This is a genomic window from Streptomyces blastmyceticus, assembly GCF_039521185.1.
GTDB classification, from domain to species: Bacteria; Actinomycetota; Actinomycetes; order Streptomycetales; family Streptomycetaceae; genus Streptomyces; species Streptomyces blastmyceticus.
This window is the reverse complement of record NZ_BAAABW010000016.1, coordinates 143,848-170,159: the sequence shown is the minus strand read 5'-3', so window position 1 is coordinate 170,159 and position 26,312 is coordinate 143,848. Positions and strand designations below refer to the sequence as shown.

Sequence of the window (26,312 nt, the reverse complement as noted above, 5' to 3'; positions counted from 1 at the left end):
CGTCGGACCGGCCGCGGCCGGTGGCATCCGACCCTAGTCAACTCCCTTCCGGGCCATGCCGCCGGACACGATGGCTGGTTCGCTCTCCTCCCTTGACGCGGGTGTCCTGCATACGCTCTACGGCGCGGCCGCGCGCGGGAACCCGGCGGCAGCGACAGCGGCCAGCGATCCGCCCTGCCGCGCAGGAAGCGGAGCGCGGGTCCCTCAGCGATGCGGAGGCGTACCGTGGCAAAGCAGGACCGTGCGATAAGAACGCGGCGGGCCATCCTGGAAGCGGCCGCGGTGGTGTTCGACGAGCGGGGCTATGACGCCGCCACCATCAGCGAGATCCTCGCCCGCGCCGAAGTGACCAAGGGCGCGCTGTACTTCCACTTCGCCTCCAAGGAGGACCTGGCCCGCGCCGTCGTCCAGACGCGGATGTCCGTCACCGCGCTCCGCCCCGAACTGCCGCGCTCCTCCAAGATGCAGGAGCTGGTCGACATCGGGCTGATCTTCACGCACCGGCTGCTGGTGGACCCGGTGCTGCGCGGCAGCGTGCGGCTGTCCATCGAGCACAGCGCGACGGCGCCGCACCGCGACAGCCGGTTCGACGAATGGACCGAGCTGCACACCCGGACCCTGATGGAGGGCAAGGAGCGCGGCGAGGTGCTGCCGCACGTCATGCCGTCGGAGGTCGCCGAGCTGATCGTCGCCGCGTACGGCGGCATCAACGCCCTCTCGCAGACCGTCTGCGGCCGTGCCGACCTGGAGCGCCGGGCCATCGTGCTCTACGAGCACCTGATGCCAGGCGTGGCCGTGCCGGCCGTGCTGGCCCGGCTCGACATCGCCCCCGGCCGGGGCGCCCGCGCGCTCGCGGAGCTGGAGCGGCAGCGCGCCGCCACCCCGGCCGGGGTCGCCTGAAAGGGTCAATCGCGGTCAGCCGGACTGGCCCGCGGGAGCACCGATGGTCTCCAGTGCGACCTTGAGGAGCGCCTGGCGCTTCTCCTCGTCCGTACCGCCGAGCCGGTCCAGCGTGAACGCCCCGAAGTGGACGGTCAGCAGGGCGCTGGCGACGCGGATGTGGGTGTCGAAGTCGGCGTCCCCGGTGTGCATCAGCCGGGAGATGGCCTCCACGCGGTTGCGCAGCGTCCGCCCGACGGCCAGGTCGCGCAGGGTCGCCTGGTTCTCCTGGAGGATGTGGTAGATCGGCATGGCCGACTTCAGGGCCGCGCTGTAGCGGGTCATCAGCTCCCGCCTGGTATCGAGGGTCGGTGGCTGTTCCTCGGCCCAGGCGATGAGTTCGTCCACCGGGCGCCCGAGATCCTCGGAGATCGCGGTGAGGATGTCCTCCTTCGTCTTGAAGTGGTAGTACAGCGCCGCCTTGGTGACGCCGAGCTCCTCGGCGATCTCCCGCAGCGACGTCTTCTCGTAACCGCGTGAGACAAAGAGGTCCAGGGCCGTTTTCTGGATGCGCTCACGGGTGTCGCTCCTGCGCGCCTGAGGGGTGCTGCCCATGGTCTCTCCTGCTGTTGTCGTGAAGCTGCCGCCCTCAACCGAACCAACTTGTCGCCCGGCAAGTTGGCAGCCTACCTTCGTGGGTTCCGCCGGCCCCGTCCGCAAGGAAGTGACCGGTCGGGTCGCCGTCGCACACGCTGGGCGGGCGTGGAGATCATGCCGCAGGAAACCTCCGCGGCGGGGGCCGCGACGACGACCGCGACATCACCGGCACGCAATACGTACATTGTCGTGGGCCCCGCGACCGTCGCTCCTCCCGCTCAATTCACCGTCACCCGTGCGGACTTGGCGGCCGGGTGCGCGCGGGCGCTGCGGAGCGCGCGCGGGACGCGGCGGGCGGACCGGTGGACGGTGCGGCGCTCGCCGGCGCCGGGGCTCCAGGGGGTGCCCGCAGGGTCGGGCCCGGGGGTATGCGAGGAGCCCGCCGGGCCATCGGCGCCGGCGCGGCAGGGGTGGAAACCATACTTGACGCCCGGCAAGTTGCTGATCTACGTTCCTGTGCAAGGGGTCGGCGGTATGGAAATCCGCGCTGGGGGGTTGTCGGTGGTCAAGGCGGACATGGTCCTGGACGTCATCTGTGTCCACTCCTACATCGGCTACACCCGCCTCAGGCGGGCGGCCGGACGGCTGCGCTCAGCGGGCCGGGAGGTGGAGCTGACGTTCCGCCCGTACGAGCTCGCGCCGGCCGCGCCCGACATGGCGCAGCCACTGGTGCCGGTGCTGGAGAGCCTCTTCGGGCCGTACGCCCGGACGCAGATCGCCCGCGCCACCGGCCAAGCGGCCCGCGAAGGGCTGACGTTGGACTACGACCGGGCGGTCGTCGGCAACACCTTCGCCGCCCATCTGCTCATCGCCCGCGCCCAGGCGCGTGGCGGCGCCGAGGAGTTGGTGGAGCGGCTCTTCCGCGCGCACTTCACCGACGGGCTGCACATCGGCGACCCCGGGGTGCTGTGGTCGCTGGCCGAGGAATGCGGGCTGAAACCAGCCGGGAGTGCATCCGGACCGGACGGTTTTCTCCGGGCCCGGGCCGACGGCTCCAGGGGCGGCGTGGCATGGCACGCGGAGCCGGACGCCGAGGCCCTGCGCGAGGAGATGGACCGGCTGCGCCGCCACGGCGTCACCGGGGTGCCGCTCTTCCGGATCGGCGACCGCGTGCTGTGCGGCCCGCAGACCGAACGCGCCCTCTACGAAGCCCTGTCCGGCTCCCCCTCGCGCACCGGCGGCTCCCCCGCGACCGTCGGCGCCGGCCGCTGATGGCCACGCGGACGGCCCGCCGGAGCCCCGCCGCCCCGCCCGCCGGACGGCCCCTGCCCCGGGTCTTCGAGGGCATGAGCCTGCCCGTGCGCTCCGCCGCCGAACTCCTCGGCCTCACACCGTGGACCGTCACCCGGCTCATCGACCGCGGCGTGCTGGAAACGCTGTATTGCGGGCCTTATCGCTATGTCACGCTCTCCAGCGTCATGGCCTATAGGCGGCTCGGCCGGTCATAAGAGTGGCAGTAGTACGTCGCGCGATGTGCCAGTAATACGTGCAGCGGGCCCACTGGCTCGAATGAGTGAAAGCCCGGAACCTCTCCAAAAGGCCGGAGTTATTCAGAACGCTTTCCCAGTGGGGGCGCTACACGATCGAAAGGCATAGACGTGCTCAAGAAGGTAATGGCCACGACCGCGATGACGGCTTCCGCGGTCGGTTCCCTCGCCGGCCCCGCGCTGGCGATCGGCAACGACCAGGACGTCGCCAACGGCAACGCCGCCAGGACGGGCTATGGGAACACCAGGACCGGGGGCGTCGAAAGCCCGCAGATGAGCCTGATCCAGGGCACGCTGAACAAGCCTTGCCTGGGTATCGGCAAGCTGGGTGTCCAGTCCGTACTGGCCCTGATCAACGTCGGCGTCCAGGACGTTCCGGTCCTGTCCTCGCAGCAGCAGCAGCAGTGCACCGACAACTCCACGATCAACGACGGGGACGACCCGCTGTCGCACATCCTGTCGGAGATTCCGGTCCTGTCCGGCAACGGTTCCGGCAACGGCTGACCGTAGCCGCCGGACGACACCGGATGCACGAAAGCCCCCTCTGCCGCGGGTGTGCGGGCCCCGCGGCAGGGGGGCTTTTCGTTCCGCTTTCCCGCCGGGCCGCCGCCGTGCGCTTTTTATTCTCATCGGGCCGCACGGTGGGCTGAAGGAGTGAAGCCGAATAACCTCCGCCGTATTTCCGAGTTAGCCAGGGCGCTCCCGTAAATCGTCGACCAGAGCGAAGGAATAGCGTGATCAAGAAAGTAGTGGCCACCACGGTGCTCGTGGCTTCCGCGGCCGGCGTCTCCACCGCCCCGGCGATGGCGGTGGGCAACGGAAGCGGCGTCGCCAACGCGAACGGCGCAGGCCAGATGTACGGCAACACCTGGACCGGCGGCTATATGAGTCCCCAGATGGGGCTGATCAACGGCTCGCTCAACAAGCCCTGCCTCGGTATCGGCAAGCTCGGCGCCCAGTCGCTCATCGGCCTGCTCAACGTCGGCCTCCAGGACATCCCGATCCTGTCCTCGCAGCAACAGCAGCAGTGCACCGAGAACTCCACGATCCAGGACGGGGACGACCCGCTCTCGCACATCCTCGACGAGATCCCGATCCTGTCGGACAACGGCTCCTGGAACCGTGAGGACCACGAAGGCCATGGCCACGGCCACGAAGGTCACGGCGGTCACCACGGTCACCACCACGACGACGACTGACCCGTCGCCCACCTGAACAAGCCGTCCCCGGGCCGACCCGGGGGCGGCTTTTCGCGCGGTCCCCGCCCCTGTGCGCCATAATCGCGATCATGCTGCCCGAGATGTCCCCGCCCGCGCCGGAAGGGCTGCACCGGCGGCTGCTGCCCGATGTGGTGGACGCCTGTGTGCCGGTGCCCGTCGTGCTCGCCGGGGCCTACGCGGTGCGGGCGCACGGGCTCGGGGGGCGGCCGGGGCGGGATCTGGAGTTCGTCACCGACGCGCCCCCGCCCATGGCGGAGATCGCGGCGGCGCTCAGGGCCGGGCTTGGGGAGCGGGGCTGGCAGGTGCGGCCGGTGTCGGCCGATCCCCTCGCGGCACGGCTCACCGTGGCCGACCCCACGACGGGCGAGGAGTGTGCCGTCGACCTCCGCAAGGAGACCCTGTGGCGGCCTCCGGTGCCCACGGAGTACGGCCCAGTGCCCGCCGTCGAGGACGTGGTCGGCCTCGAAGTGCGCGCCCTGGCCGACCTCGGGCTCGCCCGCAGCCTCGTCGACGTCCGTGCCGCGGCCGCCCGTTGGTCCGCCGTCGAACTCGAGGAGCTCGGCCGCCGTCACGCCCGCGACGCCGCCTTCGACCTCACCGATCTCCAGGCCCGGCTCGCCGGGGCGGAATGGATCGACGACAGCGAGTTCACCGCCCAGGGCCTGGACGAGGCCGCCGTCGCCGGACTCCGCCGCTGGGCCCAGGCGTGGGCCGACGACATCGCGGAGCGGCTGATGGAGGAAGCGGCGTACGAGGACGAGTGAGGCGGTGGCCTGAACTGTGTGTTCGCGGTGGCAGGCGACCTTGTCCGGCCTCCGGGGGTCCTGAAGGATCTCCCGGGCGTGGGCCGGTGACCGGACCGAGCACCGTCCTGTCCTGCCCGGGCGATCCATCGATCTCGTACCCGGAAGGAACCGCACTGTGCCGCAGGAAGCAAGGACCCCCCAGCAGCAGGTCACGGCCGACGAGGTCGGCGACTGGTACGACAAGTTCGGCGAGGTCTACCACCTGACCCTCGGCGAGAGCGTGCACTGCGGCCTGTGGTTCCCGCCGGACGCGCCCGTTCCGCAGGACATGGAACTGGTCACCATGTCCTCGCAGGCACAGGACCGGTACACCGACTACCTCATCGAGACCCTCGACCCCAAGGCCGGACAGCACCTGCTGGACATCGGCTGCGGCACCGGCCGCACCGCGCTCAAGGCGGCGCGGCAGCGGGGCATAGCGGTCACCGGCGTCGCCGTCAGCAAGGAGCAGATCGCGGCCGCCAACCGGCTCGCGGCCGGACACGGGCTGACCGAGCGCCTCACCTTCGAGGTCGCCGACGCCATGCGACTCCCCTACGAGGACGAGTCGTTCGACTGCGCGTGGGCGATCGAGAGCCTCTGTCACATGGACCGCGCCAAGGCCCTCGGTGAGGCATGGCGGGTCCTGAAGCCCGGCGGCGATCTCCTGGTCCTGGAATCGGTCGTCACCGAGGAGCTCACCGAGCCCGAGACGGCCCTCTTCGAGACCTTGTACGCCGCCAACGTCCCGCCGCGGTTGGGGGAGTTCTTCGACATCGTCAGCGGTGCGGGCTTCCACACGCTGTCGCTCAAGGACCTGTCGGCGAACCTGGCGATGACGATGAACGTGTTCGCGCTGGGGGTCTACTCCCGGCGGGCGGAGTTCACGGAGCGGTTCGGTGCGGAGTTCGTGGACGGGCTGCTCGCCGGCCTCGGAAGCGCGCAGGAGACCCTCATCCGCAAGACCCGCTTCTTCATGGCGACGCTCCGCAAGCCGGCGGTGTAAGGCCGGCGCGGCGCGGAGGGGGCCCCGAGCCGATGGCCCGGGGCTCCGTCGGGCACCTCAAGGGTTGTTCAGCGCTGGTCCGCGGGAGGCGAGGTCCGGTGCACGTGAAGGGTGATGCCGGAGAAGTCCCTCCCCTGGAAGACCTCGCCCTGGGTCCCGCCGCTGATGTGGTTGTGCACGTCACCGGCTTCGGCGCCCGCCCGCGTCTGCTGCCACCATTCGTCGAGGAGCCTCCGGAACTCGCCGTCCAGAGCGGCCCGGACACCCAGCGCCGTGGCCAGCGCCTGGGCCCGCATCGGATCGGCCGGGGCGTCCTCCAGGGAGGCGAGCTCCAGCTCCCCCGTGCTCACACCGGGAGGTGCGTCGAGCGCCTCTCCCCGCGAGAACGGGCGCCGCACGAGGGCGGAGAGCCCCTGCCAAGCCTGGCGGGCGGCTTCCCCGCCCAGCCCTCCGGCCAACGCGGTGAGGGCCGCCGCCGTGATCGGGTCCATGGATACGCTCCCTGGGTGGTCGTCTGTTGTAGCCACCATAGAAGCGTGTGACGCACTGGACGCGGCTGTTCCGTTGATCCATCGGCCCGTCAGCACGACGAGTCCTACGTAGAGTTGGGGAATGGCCGAGGAGACGCACAACAGCCTGGACGGTCGAGCGGACGTGGTGGTCCAGGCCGGGCACATCGATGCGCTGCACCAGCATCTGCACGGCACGGTGGCCCCGGAGCAGCCGGTGCCCTTCCAGCTGCCGCCCGCACTCGCCCACTTCGAGGACCGGCAGGCGGAACAGGAGCGCATCCTGCGAGCCGCCGAGAGCCACGCGGGCGACGGCTCCCCGCTGGTCGTGGCCCTGAGCGGCATCGGGGGGATCGGCAAGACCGCCCTGGGCTTCCACGTGGCCCGCCGGCTCAGCCGGCGCTACCCCGATGGCGTGCTGTACGTCGACCTGGACGACCTGCGCCGGGACGGCGTGGTGGAAGTCGCCGATGCCGTCGCGCAGCTGCTGACCGGCCTGGGGGTCACGCCGGAATGGCTGGAGCGGTCCTTCGCCGGCCGCTCGAAGCAGTACTGGACGCGCACCCGCGACAAGCGGCTCATTGTGATCATCGACAACGCCCGGTACGGCAGCGAAGCCGTACCGCTGCTCCCGGCGTCCGCGGGAAGCCTGGCGATCGTGACCAGCCAGGGGGCGCTCTACGACCTCGACGGCACGGCGCCGGTCGAGGTGCCCGTGAACCCCCTCGCCCTGGACCACGCGGCGCGGCTCCTCGCGCGCATCGTGGACGACCACCGGCTCCCGGCGGAGCCGGACGCGGCGGCGGCGCTCGTCCGCGGCTGCGGAGGACTGCCGGCCGCGCTGAACGTGGCCGGCCAATGGGTTCGCAAGTACCGTCGGCGCAGCCTGTCCCGGCTCGTCGAGGAGCTGACCGCGGAACTGCGCGAGAGGGGAATCCCCATGGTCGAGGCGGTGTGGGACGCCGCGTACGCGGGGCTGGACCAGGAGGCCGCGCGGCTCTACCGCCTGCTGTCGCTGCACCCCGCCCCGGTCGTCACGGACCCGGCGGCCGCCGCGCTCCTCGGCGTCGGACAGCAGCGCGCCGTGGACGCGCTGGAGGAGCTGGAGTCGGCGGGCCTGCTGGAGAGACGGTCCGAGGGCTGCCGGATGCACGACCTGCTGCGCGGACACGCCGCCCGCCGTGCGCGCGAGGCCGACCCCGACGGAGCGGAACGTGCCGAGGCGCGCCGCGCGCTGATCCGCTGGTACCGGCGCCAGTCCGGCCGGGCGGACCTGATGGCGGCAGGACCGCGCATGACCCTCGCGGAGCTGCCCGAGCCCGTCGCCGACGTCCCTGATGTCGAGTTCTCCACCAAGACGGAAGCGCTCAGGTGGCTGGAGTCGCAGCGCCTCGCCCTGTACGGCTGCGTCCGGCTGTCCTTCGACAGCGGGCTGGACGAGGACGCGTGGGCGCTGTGCGAACCGCTGTGGACCCACTTCCTCGACCACCCGCACTACGCGGACGTCACGGATGCCTTCGCGACCGGTGTGGCGGCCGCCGACCGCCTGGAACACCTGCCGGCGATGGTCCGGATGCGCTGCCAGCTCGCCAGGCCGCTGTGGGAGCAGCAGCGGTACGACGAAGCCGCGGAACACCTGCGTCGCGCCCTGAACGCCTCCGAGGCCCTGGGCGGATCCGGGCCGGAACGCAAGCTGAGGGCTTCGGCCGTGGAGTTCGGCGGTCTGCTGAAGCTCGCCATGGGGGAACTGGAGGGCGCCGCCACGGACTTCGATGCCGCCCTGCGGATCCACACGGCGATAGAGAACGCGTACGGCGTGCTCCTCCAGACGCACCTGCTGGGCCGCACCGCCCTGCGTCAGGGAGAGGTCGGCCGGGCGGTCACCCTGCTGAGCGACGCGCACCGGATGGCGCGGGAGCAGCGCCGGGAGCGGATGACCGCCCGCACCGGATTCGAGCTCGGCCGGGCGCTGCGGCGCGCCGGACGGGCGGCGGAAGCCGAGGACCTCGTACGTGCCGCGCTGCGGAGCGCCCGCGACCGGGGCTCCACCGCCGACGAGGCGCGCGTCCTGGAGGAACTCGCCGGCCTCGCCGACGACCGGGGCGCGACGGCCGAGGCCGCTGAAAACCGTGCCCTGGCGCGGTTGTTGGCCGCGCGTGCGGGCGGGCCGGCCGACGGCGGTCAGAGCTCGTAGGCGAGGTCCGCTCCGTCCGCCGGGGTCAGGTGCACCCGCACCGTGAGCGGGCCGGTGTCGCAGACGAGCGTCACCGGTGGCGTCCACCGCGGCGTCTCGTACAGCCATGAGTGGACCGCCGAGACGACGGCCGCCGGGTCGGCGCGGAGAATGCGTCCGGTGGTCCGGCACGGCTCGATGCGGACACTGAGCAGGCCCGCCGAGCGGTGCCGGATCAGACACCGTTCCGGCGTGAGGATCGCGGCCGCGGTCCGGCACATCGGGGCTTCGTCCAGCACCTGGGCGGTCCACCCGGCCGACGTCCACGTGCTGCTGTGCGGTGCCGGTGCCGCGGTACGGGCCCGGCGCCACAGCACCGCCGCGCTCTGCGAGCGGCGCGGGTCCGCTCCCGGGTGCTCGGCTGCCAGATGGTGGACGGCCTCGGAGGTGTCCGGGGGAAGCCGCTCGACGCCGATCCGGTGCCCGAGGACGTGGGTCCGCACGGCGAAGGCGGCGGGCCGGCGGGGCGCGGTGGCCGGACGGGGGAGCGGGTGCGGGGCCACGGGGACGGCCGGCGGCCGGAGTTCCAGCAGCCGGTAGAGCTCGTCCCGGAGCCGTCGCAGGGACTGGCCCTGCCGGGCGAAGGCGGCGGCCGCGAAGGGGCGGGTGTCGTGGGCCTCCGCCGCCCGGAGGGCATCCGGCAGGCCGGTGGCCTCCGCGAGCCGGGGGGCCGACGCCAGCATGTCCGCCATGGGGCTGCCGGGTATCAGCTCGCTCCCGCCGTCGTACGCTCCGACGACGGGGCGGCCGAGGGCGGCCGCGTAGAGGGCGGTGGAGCCGTGGTCGGTGACGACGGCGTCGGCCGCGACGAGGAGTGCGGCCCACTCCTCATGGGGCCCGGCCAGGATCAGGCCCGTCGCCAGGGCCGGGGCGAGCTGGCGCGCGAGGTCGAACGGGCCGGTCCGGCTGTACTCGTTGGGGTGGAGGACCAGGCCGAGCTGATAGGCGTCGTACGGCAGCCGGCCGAGGAGCTCGCGCGGCAGTTCCGGCCGACGGGCGAACAGCGACTCCGGCCCCCAGGTGGACGTGAGCACGATGAGCCGCCGTTCGCCCGTACCCAGGGCGGAGCGGTAACTCTCCCGGTGCGTGCGCGAGTCGAGCAGCCGGTCCAGGGTCGGATCGCCCACCACGGACGCCCGCGCGGCGGCCGCGGGGCAGTGCTCGGCGAGGCGGTCGACCTGCTCGCCGTGTGCCAGCGCGTGCAGGTCGGCCCAGGGCTCGCCGTCGGCGAGCAGGTAATGGGGGTCAAGGCCGGACGGGAGATGGGGCGAACCCTCGTCCCTGAGGGACTTGTTGAAGCCGGCCCCGTGGGGCATCACCACCCGGGGGCCGGACAGGACCCGCAGCGCGCCCTTCGGACTCGCGGTCAGTATCAGGTCGTGCTCGCGTGCGCGGGCCTGCTCCCAGGCGACGGTCCGGGCACCGGCCCGCTCCAGGGCCGCGAGGGCGTCCACGTCGAACGCCGATCCCGGGACCAGTGTGAACCGGACGGCAATGCGCTTGTCACCGTCGAAGACGGGCAGGACGTCGAGAAGCCGGTGCAGAGCTCCTGCCGAACGAACGGCAATGAGCACTGTCCGGCTGTCCGGCTGTCCGGCTGTCCGGCTGTCCGGCTGTCCGGCTGTCCGGCTGTCCGGCTGTCCGGCTGTCCGGCTGTCCGGCTGTCCGGCTGTCCGGAAATTGTCGATTCTATCTGAAATGCCGCCAAAAGGAACGTTGTTCCTGCTGGGCCGGGCGAAATCGTCAAGGGCCTCCTGCGGCATGCCGCTGATCGTACCGGCGCGGATACGCGGGCCCTGGGGGCGCCCGGCCCTCCGCGCCCGTGCGGCAGGCCCAGACCTTTGACCTGGGGCTTTCACTCGGATCACTGGTGTTACCGTCGGGGACCTGTCAGGAACGCAGGCGAGAACGGGGGCCGCGCGTGGCAAACGCACGGGAATCGGGGCGGAAAAGAGAAAAGGGCGCCGGGCCCCAGGGCGAGATAGCCCTGGCGAAGGGGATCGCCGTCGTGGCGGGCCTCTTCGCCACATGGCATCTGGCCCTGGTGACCACCGCCGACGGCATGTCCGTGTCGGACGTCGCCTCGACCGTCAAGGCGCTCGCCCTGCACCGGCCGTTGGCCGGACTGAGCGAGGACGGCATCCGGGCCGCCTCGCCCGCCGTCACCGTCTGCGTCTGGCTGGCCTTCATCGCCGCGCCCATCGCCCTGATCACGCTGGCCGTACGCGCCCGTGCGCGGCGCGTCCGCGGCGCCGGCGGCGAGGGCCTGGCCTCCGCCGTCGAGGCCCGCCACAACCTCGGCGAGGCACGCGCCCGGGCCGCCGCCGCGCAGACCCGCGCCACCACCTTCTCCGGCAAGGACGGCCGCCACGACCCCAAGGCCGTCGCCCGCGCCGAACTGCGCGAGTTCGGCTGGCGGATGGGCCGTCAGCTCGGCAGCGGGCAGCCGCTCGTCGCCACGCCGGAGGACTCGATCGCGGTCATCGCTCCCTCCGGCGGCGGCAAGTCCCGCAACGTCGTCATCCCCGCCTGCCTCGACGCGCCCGGCCCGCTCGTCGTCACCTCGACGCGCGCCGACGTCCTCGACGTCATCGCCCAGCCGCGCTCCCGGCAGGGCAAGGTCTGGGTCTTCGACCCGCTCGACACGGTCGGCTGGCCGGAGCGCATGGTGTGGGACCCGGTGGCCGGCTGCCAGGACGGCGAGACCGCCACCTCGCGCGCCCTGTCGTTCTCCGTCGGCATGGGCGCCGACGACGGCTCGTCCACCAATGCCGGTTTCTTCCAGCAGACCGCCTCCTCCGCCCTCACCCGCCTGCTGCACGCGGCCGCGCTCGAGGGCCGCACCATCGAGCACGTGCTGCGCTGGGCCACCAACCTGGAGAAGGCGAGCGAACCCCGGGCCATCCTCACGGACCACCCGGGGGCCGAGCCCGGCTGGGACGTCCTGCTGCGTTCCGTCTCGACGGGCGCGGACGAGACCGTCGCCTCCACCCGGCAGACCCTCGCCGCGCAGATCGAGCCCCTCGCGCTGCGCAAGGTCCTGCGCTGCGTGACCCCCCAGGAGGGCGTGCCGGTCTTCGACGCGGACCGCTTCGTCGCCTCCCGCGACACCCTCGTCCTCATCAGCGACTCCAACGCCTCGACCAACGTCTCGCCGCTGACCACCATGCTGCTAGGCGAGGTCGTCGACGCGGCCAAGCGCCGCGCGCCCCGGACGCCGTCGGGCCGGCTCGACCCCTTCCTCCGCCTGGTGCTGGACGAGGTCGCCAACGTCGCCCCGCTCCCGAAGCTCCCCTCGCTCGCCTCCGACGCGCGCGGCTACGGCATCCACCTCGTCTACGCCCTCCAGTCCCTCGCCCAGGCCGGTCTGCGCTGGGGCGACAAGGAGGCGTCCACCCTCCTCGACAACGCCGCCGCGACGCTGGTGATGGGCGGTCTCAAGGACGTCGAGGCCCTGCGCCGCTTCTCCGAGCTGATCGGCGAGACCGAGCTGGCCGAGCTCTCCACCTCCCGGGACACCGCCCGCCTCTTCGGCTACACCACCTCCGAGGTCAAGCGCGAACGCCGCATCCTGCGGCCCGAGGAGATCCGTCAGCTCCCGCACGGCCAGGCCCTGCTCCTCTTCCGCGGTGCGCCAGGCGTCATCGTCGAGCTGGAGCCGTGGGACCAGAGCCGCGACGGCCAGGCGCTGCGCGCCGGCGAGCAGTCGACCCGCGCGGCGCGCATCGGCCGACCGCCGTTCGAGCAGCTGTAGGGAAACCGTGGACGACGCACTGAAGGCCTCGGACTTCGCCGCCTACCGCGCGGAGCTCGAGGAGCACATCAAGAAGTTCGCCCTGGGCGTCAAGCGCGATCAGGGCGAGGTCGAGGAGATCCTGGGCGAGATCCTCGGCCGCCTGAACGCCCTGGAGAGCGGGGCCGACGGCGTGCCCGGGGCCGGTGACCACCTCCCGTGGTCGCTGCGGGCCACGGAGCAGGACTGGCGGGACCTGGCCGACTGGACCGACTGGTTCGGGCGCCACTACGCCCCCCAGCTCCATCTGCGCATCTGGCCCTGCTGGCCGGCGCACGGCGGCGTCGTCGAGGAGCTCGCCGCCCTCCGCGCGGCCTGGTGCGCGGCCGTCGAGGCCGACGCCGACCCGGCCCGGAGCGGCTCCGAGCTCGCGTACTGGCACCAGATGTGGCTGTGGCCCACGGTCGAGCGCATCCGGCAGAACTACATGTTCGGCGAGTGCGAGACCGAGCACTCCCCGGACCGCCCCGGCCGCCCCACCGACACGGCCGCTCTCCGCGCCCGCGTCGCCGACGCGGAGTCCGAGCGCCTGCGCCTGGAGAACGCGCGGTACGCCTTCTTCGCCGAGGTCCCGCAGGGGTGGACCCCGGACCGGCCGGACGGCCTGTGGCGCTGCGCCGACGACACCTGGGAGTACCTCTCCCTGCTCGACTGGGAGTGGCACGCCGCGGCGGAGCTGCCGGTGCGGCGGGAGATCCTGCACCCGGTCACGGCCGGACGCGCGCTGGAACTGGCCGCGGACCGGCAGTCCTGGGTCACGTACTGGGCCCACCACGCCGACGAGGCCGACTGGCGGGCCGGCACCCCGCCGACCACGGTGGTCCGGCGCCGGCGCAGCCCGGAGCGCATCCACGACGAGGCGTACGGCCCGGACGGCGCCTGGGAGCCGACCGACGCCGTCCACGACTTCCTCAGCGCCCGGCCCTCCGACCCTCCGCACCTGGTCGAGATCGACGCGGCGGAGGCGGCGCGGCTGGTGAACGGGGACACCGAACTGTGAGTACGGACAAGCCGGTCGGCGCCTGGCAGGACGCCCGCCCCGACGACGCCCGCCCCCTGGCACTGACGGCCGAGGAGAACCGCCTCGTCACCGCCCGCTGGGAAAGGGCCCGCGCGGCCCACGAAGGCCTCGACGCCGTTCTGGAGACCCTCGCGGCCCGGCTGCGCGAACCGTACGGCGCCCGCCTGGAGGGAAAGCAGTACCGGCTCAAGGGCCTTCTCGCATTCCGCCGCCAGGCGGCGGCGCGCAAACGACTGCGGGTGGATGTCGCGGCGTTCGCGCGCAAGGTGAGCGACCTCAATCGCTACACCCTCGTCCTCGCAACCGACCACTACACGGCGGGCGTCCAGCAGACATACGCCCTCCTGCACGAGCAGGGCTTCGAGCTCGTACCCGGCTCGGAACGGAACACCTGGGAGGACCCCCTCTACAAGGGATTCCGGGCCGCCTGGCAACGTCCGGGCGGAGAGCCGCGATTCGAGATCCGGTTCCATACGCCGGGGAGTTATTCGGCGCAGTCGGAGAACCGCCTCCTTTACGATCTCTACCGCGCTGGCCGAGTGCGGGGGACGACGGACGGCGTGGAGTTCTCGAAAGCACACGAGCAGGCGGCCGAGCTGGTGCAGAGCCGGCGTTACGGCATGAAATCCGGAGAGGAAGGTCACCGATGAGTGATCAGGGCAATTACGAGTACTTCGTCAAGGCAGCGCCGCCGTACACCCAGGAGCGGCCTTCCAACCTTTGGCGGCGGTCCGGGGACGACTGGGAATTCCTCTCCCTGCTCGACTGGGGGTGGCACACGACCAATCGTCCGCCCATGCCGGGAGTTCTGTTTCCGGTGACCGCCGAGCGTGCTGCCGCGTTGGAAGCCGACCGGCAGGGGTGGGTGCGGTACTGGGCCTTCTACCCGAGTGAGCGCAGGTGGCGGGCCGGTCAGGGGCCCACGACAGTCGTGCGTCGACGCAGGAGCCCCGAGCGTATTTACGACGAGACGTTCATGCGGGACAACGTGTGGGAGCCCGACAGCGCCATCTTCGAATTCTTCGATGCGCGTCAGACCAACCCCCCGCACCTGGAAGAGATCACCCCCGAAGGGGCGGAGCGACTCCTGCAGGAGCTCTTCGGGGTGATGGGGGCCACTGAGCTGTGAGTACCACCGAGGTTGGGGCGTGGAGAGGCTCCGCCGAGAAGCGCGAGCAGCACCTCGAGCTGACGGCCGAGCAGAACCGTATGGTGACGGCCCGCTGGGAAACGGCCAAGGAGGCGCGGGGGAGCCTCGACGGCCTCATGCGCGGCATCGAGGAACGGTCGGCCAGGCACGGGGGGAATCTGGAGGGCCTGGACTACTCCCTCAAGGGTCTCGACTCCTTCCGGCGCAAGGCCGCGGTCTCGATGAAGCGACCCGGTGTGGACGCCGAGTCGGTCTGCGAGGAAGTCGACGACCTCAACCGCTACACGCTGACCTTTGAGACGGACAACTACGTTCAGGGCACGAAGCAGACGTACGCCGAGCTCAGGGATCGCGGGTTTGAACCCGTATCCGAGCAGAACACGTGGGAAGACCCGGTCTACAAGGGGATCAACACCGCCTGGGAGCACCCCGGGACGAAAGAAAAGTTTGAACTCCAGTTTCATACGCCTGAGAGCTTCGAAGCCAAATCGAAGAATCACGAGCTCTACGAGTTGGCCCGCTCGGGGGAGTTCGAGAAGTACAACACCGAAGAGGATCCGACGGCTGCGGTGTCCTACCAGGAAGCCTCGGACTTGCTGCAGAACGAGCGGTACGAGAACGTCCGTACGCCACCAGGTGTGGAGGAGGTGAGCAAACGCAAGGTCCGAGCCACGCTCAACCCGGAGGTCGACCCGGAGATCATCGATCACGTCCGGCAGATGGAAACGGACCTCAAGGCCGTGCATGCCGCCGGGGCAGCGGCCAAAGAACAGCAACAGACGAGCGCCCTCGGCAGCGGTCTCGGCGAGACCCTGCAAGCCGACGGTCCTGGCCTACGCGACAGATTGGCCACGAAGACCGAACCGGCACGCTCTCCTGCTGCCCAGGCCCCTGCGGCCGACCCTCTCCCGACGCAGTCGCGAGGTCGCGGGCGATCGATGGCGTAGGGCCTTGAGGCAGTCCTGATCTTCGCAACAGATCGGCTACAAAGGCAGGGCCCATTACCTGCCCTGACGCCAGGTCATCCCCCGGATCCGCTGCCGGTGCAGTCGCGACGGCAGGGCCTGGCTCTGAAGCGGCGGCGGGCGTTTCCGACTCGGTCCACCTTGTCGGACTTTTGGGCCGGTTGAAGCGGTCGGAGTTAGTCACTGTTCTGTCACTAGCGGCCAAATGAAGCCGTTTGACGATCGGTAATCGGCCAACGTACTGTCCTGCCACTCAGACCTAGTACGGGGGAAGGGTCGCCAGAGGTTGAGCACATTCAAGACGGTCGCGCGGCGAATACTGAATCTGCCGGAGCCGCGCGATAAGGCCGCGGCCGCGCCGACTGCTGACATGCTCGCGCCACAGGCTGCCCCGGCACCCCAGCCCGCCGTCGCCGCGCCCGCGCCCGCGGGGCTGCAGCAGTGGACGGACGCCGCGGCGCGGCTCCAGGCGCAGACGCCGGGGCCCGCCCGGACCGAACCGACGGCGCCGGAAGCGGAGGACAGGACCGCCCCCGCCGGCCAAGTCCCCTGGCAGATCGAGGACGAGAAGAGCGGCGTCAAGTTCGCCGTGAAGGTCGGCCGTGGCGTGCTCTGGGGCGTCGTCGCCCTCGCCGCGATCACCGGTGTCCGGTCGTGGATCTGGGCACCCGCCGCGCCCAAGCCCGCGCCGACCAAGGCCGACAGCGGGCCGCAGTATCCGGTGCAGGAGGCGCAGGCGGTCGCGGCGCGGTTCGCGCGCTCGTACCTGACCTGGGACGAGGCCGACCCGCAGGCCCGGGCCGACGCCCTGGCGCGGGACATGCCGAGGGGCACCGACACCACCGCCGGCTGGAACTCCAAGGGCCGTCAGCAGGTGATCGTCGTGCAGCCGAGCACCGTCTCCGTGCTCGGTGACAAGCGCGCCCGCGTCCGGGTGGACGTCCTCGTGAACGGCCCGGCCGCCGACGCCGCGCCTGCCGACAAGGGCGACAAGAAGGACGACTCGAAGAAGGACGACTCCAAGAAGGACGACGGCAAAAAGGACGACAGCAAGAAGGACGCCAAGCCCGCCGCGTCCGCCGCCTGGTGGATGGGCCTGGAAGTTCCCGTCGTCCAGGCCGCCGACCGCGTCGTCGTCACCGGTCAGCCCGGAATCGTCGGTGTGCCGAACAGCGGCCCGTCCGTACCGGCGCCGGACTCCAGGACCAACGACATGGAGTTCGCCGACAGGACCCGCGGTGTGGTCGAGGAGTTCTTCTCCAAATACGCCACGGGCGAGGCCGAATCGGTCGCCGCGCCCGGCGCCTCCATTCCGGCCCTGCCGTCCGGCATGACGCTCGGCGCGATCCGCAACTGGGCCGTGGACGAGGGAAGCGGCACCGACCGCGTCGGCACGGCCGTCGTCAGCTGGAACGTCGGCGGGGCCGAGATCGAGCAGACCTACCGGGTCAAGGTGACCCGTGTGTCCTCCGCCCAGGCCGAGCGCTGGCAGGTCGCCGAGGTCCACGGCGGTCTCACGCCGTAGCGGTCCGCGGCCCGCACCACCGACACCCTTTTCCGCCGGTCCTCCGGCACTCATCCATTCACCGCTGCCCGTCTCACCATGGGGGAATTCCGATGCAACTCGCGCTGACCAGTGGCGCCGAACTCAAGTCCTGGGTGTTTCTGATCGCCGGAAACATCTTTCTGATCGTCCTCGCGGTCAGGGCCATCGGTCACTACGCGAAGCGCGAGTGGGGCGAGCTGCTCGGCCACTTCCTGGCGGGCGTGGTCGTGGCCGGTTTCGTCTTCGCGCCGGACGCCTCGAAGAACATGCTGACCGAGGTCTGGAACAAAGTGGCCGGCTCATGAGGGTGGGGCACACCTTCACCCGCCACTTCGACCTGGAGACGCGGCAGCACGAGCTGTTCGGGATGGACCTCGGCGAAGGCCCGTCCCGCCGCGTCCTGGTGACCGGTGCCGTGATCTACGGGGTCTGGGTGGGTGGACTGCTGCTCATCTTCGGGTTCCCGTCGAAGTTCTTCTTCACCCTCTACTTCGCCCCGCCCGCGCTCATCACTTTCTACGGTGCGCAGCGCTCCCGGCGTAACGAGCGCCGGTGGAACCTGACCCAGTGGGCCCTGGCGGGCCGCTACTTGACCGTGGGCCACCGGCCCGTGATCAACGGCGGCCGGCGCGCGGCCGACCGCAGCGAGTGGCTGCCGCTCCGGGCCCGGCTGGGCGAGCGGACGGACGAGCTCCTGGCCCTTCCGGGCATGGGCGTGTTCGAGGGCGCCCTCGGGGGCGAGGAGCCCAAGCGGACGGCGGGCCGCCCGGCGAAGCTGGACGCCCGCCCCCGGCTCTACGGCCCGGATCACGTCTACCGCGCGCGGATGCGCGGCCTCTCCGGCAAGGAGCGCAAGGCCGCCGAGCAGGCGGCCCGGCAGAACGCCCAGCACGCGGCCCAGCAGGCATGGACGGGCAGTGCGGCGCACCGGCCCGGTCCGAAAGGCATGTAAAGGTAACGACGTTGAAGTTGTTCAAAGGCATCGCCCGTTTTCTCGGCGTCGAGGGTGACCGTTCCGCCCCGCCGCCCCGCTACGTCGCCGTCGCCGACGGTCTGATCGTCACCGAGACGCACGCCGAGGCGTGGTTCGTCCTCTCCGGCTCCAACACCGACCTGATGTCGGAGAGCGCCCGGGACGCCGAGCACGACCAGGCGAGCAGCGCGCTGGCCCGTACGCTCTCCGGCTACGACTGCCATCTGAAGGTGCTGTGGGCACCGCTGAACGCCGGCGAGTACCGGACCGAGGCGGACACCCTCTTCTCCGCCGGCAACTACGCGGAGTGGGCCGACATCCGTGTCGACCGCCTCGACGATCTGGAGCTGCCCACCCGGCTGCTGCTGCTCGGCGTGCGCATCTCCGAGCGGTCCACGCAGGCCAAGGCCCGGGGCAGCAGGGGCGTACAGGACGCCCTGGGGATCGGCTCGACCTCCGTCTCCCACAAGGAGATAGCCCGCCTGGACGCGCTCACCCGGCGCCTGGGCCGGCAGCTGGAGACGACGCCGTGGAAGGCGCAGCCGGCCACGGTGGAGATGCTGGCCTGGATGATCGCCCGAGAGCAGCGCCGCGGCACCGCGCTGCCCACGCCGGACGGCGACGGAATGATCTCCGGCGCCAAGCTGGCCCAGCTCACCCGCGGCCGCGTCCTGCCCTACCCCGACCACCTGCGCTTCGTCGACCAGCACGGCGAGACGACGGCCTGGACCGCGATCCTCACCATGGACGGCTTCCCGGAGGAGATGGAGTCCCCGGGCGCGGGGGAGTGGCTGCGTGCCGTCGCGGAGATCACCTACGTACCCGAGTACGGGGACGACGACTACGACACCGACATCCAGGTCAAGCCGGTCAACCCCGAGCCCTCCGTCCGCTTCAAGGTCCTGCACAAGCGGGACGCCCTGAAGGCGATCGACGAGGTGCGCAGGCTCGCCAAGGAGCAGCGGCAGAGCGCCGCCAAGCACTCCGCGGGCGAGACGGCGCAGGAGATCGAGGAGACCGAGGAGACGATGACGAACCTCTCGCGCGACATGAAGCGCGAGGATGTCACGTTGCTGGAGGACCACCCCCGGCTGATCGTCAGCAGCGACGTCTCACTGGACGATCTGCGCGCCCGCTGCGACGCCGTCATCGGCTTCTACGGCGGCCTCGGCATCGAGGTCAGCGTCGCCGCCGAGGAACAGCGCGAACTGTGGCTGGAGTCCCAGCCCGGCGACATGCTGCGGGTGCCGGACCTGGTGCACACGCGCACGGTCGGCGCGTTCGCCGGCTCCTGGTTCTGGGGCGGCGCGTCGGTCGGTGACGACACGGGCCCGGTGATCGGCTACCTGACCGGCTCGACGCCCGGCGTCGTACGCAACGACCTGACCGGTGGCTCCGAGCGCGGCGACGCCACGACCTCGGCGTTCATCGGACGAAGCGGCCGCGGCAAGACGACCGCGATGATGCTGTCCCTGCTGGACTCCGGCTTCCGCGGTTCGTTCGTGCTGGCGCTGGACTTCAAGGGCGACATGGGCGGCCTCGTGTCGGCCGGTCAGCGCTTCGGGCTCAACGCCCATCTGATCGAGACCGGGGCGCAGTTCGCGGGCGTCGCCGACCTCTTCACCCTGCTGTCCGGCGAGAGCGCCGAGCGCGCGCAGACCGAGGTGCCGGCGCAGCTCGGCATCGCCCTGCCACAGCACCTGCGGATGCGCGGTGCGGAGACCCCGATCCAGAGCGCGGTCAACGAGGTCATCGCCGCGGGCGAGCCGGCGACCTGGAAGGTCATCGAGTGGCTGCGGCGGTCCGAGGACGAGCTGTCGCGCGAGGCGGGCAACGCCCTGTACGAGCTGTCGCTGACCGGCCTCGGCGCGCCCTTCATGGGCAGGCCGGACGGCTCCTCGCTGCTCACGCCCACACCGGGCATCTGGGTCGTCCAGGTCCCCGGCATCACGCTGCCGTCCCCCGACGACGACCGCGACGACTGGTCGGTCCATCAGCGGCTCTCGGTCGCGCTCGTCCACTCGCTGCTCGCGTACGGCATCAGCATGGCCGGCCGCAAGGACCTGCGCGGCCTGCGCAAGGTCGTCGCGGTGCCGGAGGTGCACGTCCTGACGGCCACCCGCGAGGGCAGTTCGTTCCTGCAGTACATCGCCCGGGTCGGCCGTGCGCTGCACACCGCCCTGGTCGTCGACACGCAGGACCCGGAGTCCCTGGCGAGCCTCACAGGCCTGGTGGAGCAGATGACCACGGTCTTCGGCTTCCAGCTCACGACGGCGGAACAGCAGGACGCCATGGCGGCCCTGCTCGACCTGCCCAAGGGCGACCACACGCGCCAGCTCATCCAGGCGATCGGCGTCGACGTGACCCAGGAGATCCGGCACGGCCACTGCATCATGCGCGACCGCCGCTTCAGCAGCGCGACGGTGCAGTTCGACGTGCCGTCGCTGGAGGTGCTGGAGCTGCTGAGCACGACGCCGAAGACGACTGGTCCGGGAGCGGGGCCGGCCCCGGTGTCCATGAGCAAGTCCGAGCCTCAGGAGGTAGACGCGTGAAGCGGGTGACGGCGGTGGCCGCGGTGGCGGCGTCGGTTCTGATGGTGGCGGGGTGCTCGTCGTCCTCGGACAGCAAGGGCGGACGGACCGGGGACACCCCGGGCGTCACCAAGGAGGAGCGCGCCCGGGCGGACGCGGAGGCTCAGGCGCGGGCGAAGGACGAGGCGGCGATGAAGGACGTCGCCGTCCGGCACACGAAGGCCTATACCGCCAACGACGTACGGACGATGTGCGGTCTGAGGACCCCGAACAAGCAGGGGGACGGAGGGGTCGAGGGGTGTGTGAAGCGTTTCGAGGACCCGTCCGGTGACAAGCCCGACCCGACGAGCACCGTGAGCACCGAGGGCGCGCCGCTGTCCGTGCCGCCGGTCAAGGATCATCCCGAGGGCACCGGCCTGATGGTCACGGAGAAGACCACCGACGGTGCGCGGACCTTCTTCCACCGGTGGGCCGTGCGCCTGGTCAAGACCGACGGCAAGTGGCTGGTCGATCAGTTCACGAGCATCAGGGACGACGACATGTCGGCCGCCAGTCCTGTGCGCAGTGCCTTGATGAGGTCCAAGGGATGAGACTCCCCCGCTTCCGGAACCTCGCGATACCTCTCCTCGGTGCGCTCACCACACTGATGGTGACCGCGGGGGCAGCGGCGGCCGATGACAAGAAGTACGACAAGTACAAGCCGGCGGGCATCGGTGACCTCCTGCGCACCCCCAGGGTCGGGACGGGCGGCGGGCACACCTTCTATGAGCAGTTCGGTGCCGCTCTCTACTTCCGGCTGGACAGCGAACTGGGCTGGAAGGACATCGGCTGGTCGATGCTCAACGGCATCGCCGAACTCTTCATGGGACTGACCGTCTTCGTCACTCAGTCGGCCGTGGTCGCCGTCCAGTGGACGTTGAGTCTCACCGATGTCAAAGAGATTCACGATGCGATCACCAAGTCCATATCCAGCGCGGGCGGAACGGTTTCCGAGACCTTGCTGCCCTCGGCCCTGGCCGTGGGAGCCATGGTGGCCTGGGCCAATCACCGGAAGGCGAGTGGCAGCGGGCTGAGCCAGCTCGGCTGGGTGGCGGCCTCGGGGATTCTGGCGGTGTCGCTGGTGGCGACCCCCGGCGTCTGGGTCGACGCACTCTCGAGCGTGCGCAGTGTCGGTTCCAGCGTCGCCACGGAGGCCACCAGCGCCGGCCTCGACCGCGAGGTGAAGGAGCCCTTCGCCGTCAAGGGGGACGCGGACCTCAAGCAGGATGCAGATGACGGCAAGGCGCCCAAGGACCCCGAGGAGCAGAAGAAAGCCGAAGAGTCGAAGAAGAACAAGCTGATTCGCAAATCCACCGACGCGATCTGGCGGTCGTACGTCGCCACTCCTTGGTGCATCGCCGAATTCGGCAACCTCGACACCTGTAAGGAATTCGGCGAGGAGACCCTCAGGAAGACGGGTAAGGAGGCGGATGACGACGACTTCGACGATGCCCGAGAGGAATACCTGAGCAAAACCGTCAGCGGCGGGAAGGTCGGTGACTCGGCCATGCACTGGCGGCAGGGCAAGAACGCCGGCCGCGTCACGGTCGCGATCGCCGCCTTCGTCTGTGCCGTGCTGTTCGCCGTCCTCGCCATCGCCCTGGCCTTCGCTTCCCTCGCCTCGCTGATCGGCTCGTTGATGCTGCTTCTCGCGGGGGTGGTCTTCGCCTGCCTGTGGGTGATCCCCGGCAGACCGCGGCAGTGGGGCATGCGCTGGTTCGACGCCCTTCTGGGCTTCGCCATGCAGTCGTTCGTGAGCACGATGGTGCTGGGCGTCGTCCTGGTGCTGAACACCGTCAGCATCACGATGCTGGGCACGTACGGCTACTTCGCCGCCGTCGGCGTCAGCATCACCAGCGCGATCGTGGCGTTCAAGTTCCGTGCCGTGATGGAGAGCATCGTCGGCGTCACGGGGTCGCTGAGCTCCGGTGGTTCGGCGTTCGGCATGGCGATGGGACGCGGGGCCAGCCGCCTCGCCGGAAAGGCCACCGGCTGGACGGCCGGGAAGGCGCTGCGCGGTACCGGGGCAGTCGGCAAGCAAGCCGGCAAGTACACGGCCGCGGGTGCGCGCAAGGGCGCGAAGGCCTTCGACGAGAAGGTCTCCCACGTCGGAAAAGCCATGGCCATGAACTCCTGGGCCGCCACCAACACCACCGTCCCGCTCGGCGTGCGCGGAGGCGACAAGTCCAAGGCCGGATCGGACCGGTCGGGTGCGGGCGAGCGCGGCATGGGCGCGGACGGCTCGCGCGGTGCCGGCGGTGTGACCCGTGCGGGCGCGTACCGCAGCGGTACGGGCAAGACCGTGGACCTGCCGGAGCGCCGTTCCACCCAGGTGGCCAACGTGCGCCCGAAGTCCGCCAACGTCGCCGCGCAGCGGGAGAAGGCCCGCAGTCAGAACGCACCTGCGCAGACCGGCCGATCAGGGGCCGCGGTGGAGCAGCAGGGCGCGGACCGGCGCCGCACCGCGCCCTCGAAGCCCGGCAACGGCCGGGACGCCCACTCCTTCCGCCAGGGGCCGAAGCTGCGCAGCGTGCCCCGGCAGCAGCGCATCAAGGACGAGCGCAGGACGGCGTCCGTCGCGCACCGGAGCGGGTCCGCAGGTGTGCAGAATCGTTCCTCCTCCGGTGCCGCCACCGCCGCCCGCACACCGGCCCCCAACCGCCGCCGCAGGAGGAACACGTGAGCAAGAAGCAGCAGCGGCCGCAGAACCCGGCCGAGTGGCGGGAGTTGCTGAAGACCCCGTACGAGTACCCGGAGGAGATCGAGGAGGCTCCCAAGCGGTCCTTGCGCCGTCGGGCCCGCAAGGTCTACCGGCAGGGCCGGAAGGCGGAGCTCAAGCGCCGCCTCGCGGAGGAGAGGCGCCGGGAACCGGTCACCGCGGGCGGCGCCATCCTGGTGATCGTCGGCTTCCTGGCGCTCGGGGCGGCCGCCACCCACTGGTGGCCGAGCCACGATGCGCCGGCGCGGGTCGTACGGCCGGGAACCGAGGCCGGGGCCTCCCCCGAGGAGGGGGTGCCGGGGGAAGTGCGCTGGAGACAGGGCGTCGGTCCTTCCCCGTCCGCGTCCCCCTCGGACTCTCCGAAGCCGGACCTCGGTAAGCCGGAGAAGACGGCGGAGGACTGGGCGCGGGCCTACTGGGCCCGTAACCCGCCGGTGGACAAGACCCACAAGGCGGCGGTGGACCGCGCGGCGCCGTGGATGACCTCCGCCCTGCGCGAGAACCTTCGGCAGTTCGACGACAAGGCGTGGGGCGAACTGGTCTCCAACGGCGGTGTGTCCACGGTGGACAAGGTCACCGTCGGACCGGCCGACGACGACCGGGTGCGCCAGCAGGCGGACACCCCGACGCGCGTGTGGCGCAAGGTGACCGTGGACACCACGGTCGCCGGCTACCGGAAGTACACCGACACCAAGGTCTTGCTGACCGAGATCATGCGCGGCGACGACGGCTGGCGCGTGGGCCGGATCCTGGGGGTCTGAGGCGTTGGACGGACGTGAGGCCCTCGCCCTGGCGGCGGGGGGAGCCCGACGTGCCCTGATGCTCAAGCTGGGCCTGCCGATCGCGGCCCTGTTCATGGCCTTCCTGATCGTGTTCGGTGCGTTCGGCGGCATCGGTGGCGGTGGCGGCGCGTACGCCATGGGCTGCGGCAAGCCCGGCCGGCCCGCCGACGACGGCCCATCGGGCAATGGCAGCAGCGGGACCGAGACGGGCGGGGCGGGCAAGGAACTGCGCGCGCGCCAGGTGGCGAACGCGAAGATCGTCGACCAGGTGGCCAAGGACGGGAAGCTGCCCGGCCGGGCCACGCTCATCGCGTTGATGACGGCGCTCGCCGAGTCGGAACTGGACAACATCAACTACGGGGACCGGGACTCCCTCGGCCTCTTCCAGCAGCGCCCGTCGTCGGGCTGGGGCACGAAGGAGCAGATCCTGGACCCCAAGTACGCGGCCCATATGTTCCTCTTCGGCGGCGACAGCGGCGACCCGCCGGGCCTGACGAGCTATTCGTGGGAGAACATGTCGCTCAACGACGCCGCCCAGAAGGTGCAGCGCTCCGGTTTCCCCGACGCCTACGGGCCGAAGGAGACCCAGGCCCGGAGCATCGCCAAGGAAGCCGGCGTCGATCTGGAGCGCTCCGGCGAGAATCACCCCGGCAAGTCCGGCAACAACGGCTCGACCGGTGACCCGAAGGCCGGCGGCCCGAAGGACAACGGCAAGGGCAGCAAGGACCCCGACGAGCCGCCGGAGAACTGCGATACGTCCGGCTCGAGCCAGCCCGGCAATCCGGGCGAGCCGTTCCACGACGGCAAGTCGCCCTGGCCCGCTCAGGTCACCAACCGCCGCTCCACCGAGGACGCGATCAAGTGGGCGAAGGCCGAGGCGGACAGCCACCGCGCGAACTGGTACCAGAAGTGCCTGGCCTTCACCTCGATCGCGTACGGCTGGAATTCCTCCGGCACCAATTACGCCATCGACCACTATCAGGAGGTCATGCCCAAGGACATGCGCCACGACGGCGACCGCAATCCACCGCCGGGAGCCCTCATGTTCTGGGACACCGGGCACCGAGCCGGTCACGTCGCGATCTACGTCGGTGACGGCAAGATCGCGTCCAACGACATCGTGACGCCGGGCGAGATATCCATCGTGCCCGCCACCGACATCGAGTCGAAGTGGGGCGCCAAGTACCTGGGCTGGTCACCCCCCTACTACCCCAACCCGGGATGACCCGGATGATGATGGAAGGGCGGAACCGAAGGGGACCGGCGGGAAGTAAGGATTGGCCATGCCTGTTGTGACGGATCTCGACTCGGTCCCCCTGACACCCGTGTACACGATCGTGATCAGTGTCGCGGGAGAGGCCAGCGTCGACGGGGAGCCGGTCGAGAGCCTGCCCGGGCAGGACGCGCGCACGTCCGCCCTCGCCGACATACGCGTCCGAGCCGCCCGGCGCGGGCATCCGGTCCGGATCAATGCCAAGGAGCCGGACGGTTCGGTCTGGCCCCTGATCGTCGACCACGACGGCGCGGTGACGCCGCTGGACGCGCCGCACCCGGTGCCGGTGCCGGTGGCGACGCCGGCCCCGGCCATCGCACTGACGGCCCTCACAGAGCGGGCCGGACCGCTCGAACCCCGCCACGCCGCCGTGTTCGGCCGGATCGTCGCCGCCGAACTGCGCGGCGACCTGGCCGGGGCGGCAGCGGCGGCGGAGGAGCTGGAGACGGTGCTGACCGCCGACCTCGGCCCCCTCCACCCGCACACCCTCGGCGCGTTGGCCACCCGCGCCTGGCTGTCCCTGCTGCTGCGCAACGACTGGTCCGCCGCCACCCGGCTGCACGTGCTCACGGCCGAACGCCGCCACCGGGCCGGGGCCACGGACACGGAGACCCGCCGCGCCGCCCGTAACGCCCATGCGGCCTGGGCCCTGTTGCGCACGATCGACCCGGCGGCTGCGGAGACACTCCGCCCGGAGCTCGGACGGATCGCGCACCTGACGGTGTGACCGACGGGGGTCCGTCC

Annotated in this window: 25 protein-coding genes; 22 read left to right on the top strand and 3 right to left on the bottom strand. The window is 71.1% G+C overall.

What is annotated here, in order from left to right:
• Positions 1–225: 225 nt before the first annotated feature.
• The gene (locus ABD269_RS14615; RefSeq protein WP_344118255.1) at positions 226–900 is read left to right on the top strand and encodes a ScbR family autoregulator-binding transcription factor; all 675 of its coding nucleotides are present in this window, start codon (positions 226–228) and stop codon (positions 898–900) included.
• Between the two features lie 15 nt (positions 901–915).
• On the opposite strand, the gene ABD269_RS14610 is transcribed toward ABD269_RS14615, so the two are convergent.
• Entirely contained in the window at positions 916–1,494 is a 579-nt protein-coding gene (locus tag ABD269_RS14610) for a TetR/AcrR family transcriptional regulator (RefSeq protein ID WP_301886350.1), read from the bottom strand.
• A 516-nt stretch (positions 1,495–2,010) separates the two neighbouring features.
• Between ABD269_RS14610 and ABD269_RS14605 the strand changes: the two genes are divergently transcribed.
• From ABD269_RS14605 to ABD269_RS14580, 6 genes are all read left to right on the top strand, one after another.
• Entirely contained in the window at positions 2,011–2,748 is a 738-nt protein-coding gene (locus ABD269_RS14605; protein ID WP_344118254.1) for a DsbA family oxidoreductase, read from the top strand.
• Complete coding sequence (locus ABD269_RS14600) at positions 2,748–2,984, top strand: hypothetical protein (RefSeq protein ID WP_344118253.1); 237 nt, start codon at positions 2,748–2,750, stop codon at positions 2,982–2,984. Before ABD269_RS14605 ends, ABD269_RS14600 begins: the two co-directional genes overlap by 1 nt.
• A gap of 150 nt (positions 2,985–3,134) precedes the next feature.
• Positions 3,135–3,527, top strand: coding sequence for a rodlin (locus tag ABD269_RS14595; RefSeq protein ID WP_301886353.1), 393 nt, complete (start codon positions 3,135–3,137; stop codon positions 3,525–3,527).
• A 230-nt stretch (positions 3,528–3,757) separates the two neighbouring features.
• Entirely contained in the window at positions 3,758–4,222 is a 465-nt protein-coding gene (locus tag ABD269_RS14590) for a rodlin (RefSeq protein ID WP_344118252.1), read from the top strand.
• An 89-nt stretch (positions 4,223–4,311) separates the two neighbouring features.
• On the top strand, positions 4,312–5,007 hold the full coding sequence (locus ABD269_RS14585; protein WP_344118251.1) for a hypothetical protein: 696 nt from the start codon (positions 4,312–4,314) through the stop codon (positions 5,005–5,007).
• 157 nt (positions 5,008–5,164) lie between these two features.
• Positions 5,165–6,034 (top strand): class I SAM-dependent methyltransferase, encoded by an 870-nt coding sequence (locus ABD269_RS14580; protein ID WP_344118250.1) that lies wholly within the window; start codon positions 5,165–5,167, stop codon positions 6,032–6,034.
• A 68-nt stretch (positions 6,035–6,102) separates the two neighbouring features.
• Here the strand turns inward: ABD269_RS14580 and ABD269_RS14575 are convergent, their stop codons facing one another.
• Positions 6,103–6,525, bottom strand: a complete 423-nt coding sequence (locus ABD269_RS14575) for a hypothetical protein (protein ID WP_344118249.1) — start codon at positions 6,523–6,525, stop codon at positions 6,103–6,105.
• 121 nt (positions 6,526–6,646) lie between these two features.
• Between ABD269_RS14575 and ABD269_RS14570 the strand changes: the two genes are divergently transcribed.
• The gene (locus ABD269_RS14570; RefSeq protein ID WP_344118248.1) at positions 6,647–8,737 is read left to right on the top strand and encodes an NB-ARC domain-containing protein; all 2,091 of its coding nucleotides are present in this window, start codon (positions 6,647–6,649) and stop codon (positions 8,735–8,737) included.
• On the opposite strand, the gene ABD269_RS14565 is transcribed toward ABD269_RS14570, so the two are convergent.
• The gene (locus ABD269_RS14565) at positions 8,725–10,350 is read right to left on the bottom strand and encodes a translation initiation factor 2 (protein ID WP_344118247.1); all 1,626 of its coding nucleotides are present in this window, start codon (positions 10,348–10,350) and stop codon (positions 8,725–8,727) included. The two genes, ABD269_RS14570 and ABD269_RS14565, sit on opposite strands and share 13 nt — an antisense overlap.
• A gap of 347 nt (positions 10,351–10,697) precedes the next feature.
• On the opposite strand from ABD269_RS14565, the gene ABD269_RS14560 reads away from it, so the two are divergent.
• The 14 genes from ABD269_RS14560 to ABD269_RS14495 all read left to right on the top strand — a co-directional run bounded on the left by ABD269_RS14560 (position 10,698) and on the right by ABD269_RS14495 (position 26,295).
• Complete coding sequence (locus ABD269_RS14560) at positions 10,698–12,530, top strand: type IV secretory system conjugative DNA transfer family protein (RefSeq protein ID WP_344118246.1); 1,833 nt, start codon at positions 10,698–10,700, stop codon at positions 12,528–12,530.
• 7 nt (positions 12,531–12,537) lie between these two features.
• Positions 12,538–13,569: a hypothetical protein gene (locus ABD269_RS14555; RefSeq protein ID WP_344118244.1), complete on the top strand. Its 1,032-nt coding sequence runs from the start codon at positions 12,538–12,540 to the stop codon at positions 13,567–13,569.
• Positions 13,566–14,240: a hypothetical protein gene (locus ABD269_RS14550; RefSeq protein WP_344118243.1), complete on the top strand. Its 675-nt coding sequence runs from the start codon at positions 13,566–13,568 to the stop codon at positions 14,238–14,240. The genes ABD269_RS14555 and ABD269_RS14550 overlap by 4 nt, the downstream gene beginning before the upstream one ends.
• Positions 14,237–14,719, top strand: a complete 483-nt coding sequence (locus ABD269_RS14545) for a hypothetical protein (protein WP_344118242.1) — start codon at positions 14,237–14,239, stop codon at positions 14,717–14,719. The genes ABD269_RS14550 and ABD269_RS14545 overlap by 4 nt, the downstream gene beginning before the upstream one ends.
• Positions 14,716–15,687 carry a hypothetical protein gene (locus tag ABD269_RS14540; protein ID WP_344118241.1) on the top strand — a complete coding sequence of 324 codons (972 nt, stop codon included), beginning with the start codon at positions 14,716–14,718 and terminating at the stop codon, positions 15,685–15,687. Before ABD269_RS14545 ends, ABD269_RS14540 begins: the two co-directional genes overlap by 4 nt.
• Before the next feature lie 304 nt (positions 15,688–15,991).
• A complete protein-coding gene (locus ABD269_RS14535; RefSeq protein WP_344118240.1) occupies positions 15,992–17,230 on the top strand; it encodes a conjugal transfer protein in 1,239 nt (412 codons plus the stop codon).
• Positions 17,231–17,322: 92 nt separating this feature from the next.
• Positions 17,323–17,556 (top strand): TcpD family membrane protein, encoded by a 234-nt coding sequence (locus tag ABD269_RS14530; protein ID WP_301886368.1) that lies wholly within the window; start codon positions 17,323–17,325, stop codon positions 17,554–17,556.
• Entirely contained in the window at positions 17,553–18,203 is a 651-nt protein-coding gene (locus ABD269_RS14525) for a hypothetical protein (RefSeq protein WP_301886369.1), read from the top strand. The genes ABD269_RS14530 and ABD269_RS14525 overlap by 4 nt, the downstream gene beginning before the upstream one ends.
• A gap of 11 nt (positions 18,204–18,214) precedes the next feature.
• Positions 18,215–20,776 carry an ATP-binding protein gene (locus tag ABD269_RS14520; RefSeq protein WP_344118239.1) on the top strand — a complete coding sequence of 854 codons (2,562 nt, stop codon included), beginning with the start codon at positions 18,215–18,217 and terminating at the stop codon, positions 20,774–20,776.
• The gene (locus ABD269_RS14515) at positions 20,773–21,345 is read left to right on the top strand and encodes a hypothetical protein (protein WP_344118238.1); all 573 of its coding nucleotides are present in this window, start codon (positions 20,773–20,775) and stop codon (positions 21,343–21,345) included. Before ABD269_RS14520 ends, ABD269_RS14515 begins: the two co-directional genes overlap by 4 nt.
• A complete protein-coding gene (locus ABD269_RS14510; protein ID WP_344118237.1) occupies positions 21,342–23,477 on the top strand; it encodes a TrbL/VirB6 family protein in 2,136 nt (711 codons plus the stop codon). The genes ABD269_RS14515 and ABD269_RS14510 overlap by 4 nt, the downstream gene beginning before the upstream one ends.
• On the top strand, positions 23,474–24,274 hold the full coding sequence (locus ABD269_RS14505) for a hypothetical protein (RefSeq protein ID WP_344118236.1): 801 nt from the start codon (positions 23,474–23,476) through the stop codon (positions 24,272–24,274). The genes ABD269_RS14510 and ABD269_RS14505 overlap by 4 nt, the downstream gene beginning before the upstream one ends.
• A gap of 58 nt (positions 24,275–24,332) precedes the next feature.
• Complete coding sequence (locus tag ABD269_RS14500) at positions 24,333–25,520, top strand: NlpC/P60 family protein (protein ID WP_344118235.1); 1,188 nt, start codon at positions 24,333–24,335, stop codon at positions 25,518–25,520.
• 58 nt (positions 25,521–25,578) lie between these two features.
• On the top strand, positions 25,579–26,295 hold the full coding sequence (locus tag ABD269_RS14495) for a hypothetical protein (RefSeq protein WP_344118234.1): 717 nt from the start codon (positions 25,579–25,581) through the stop codon (positions 26,293–26,295).
• Positions 26,296–26,312 lie beyond the last annotated feature (17 nt).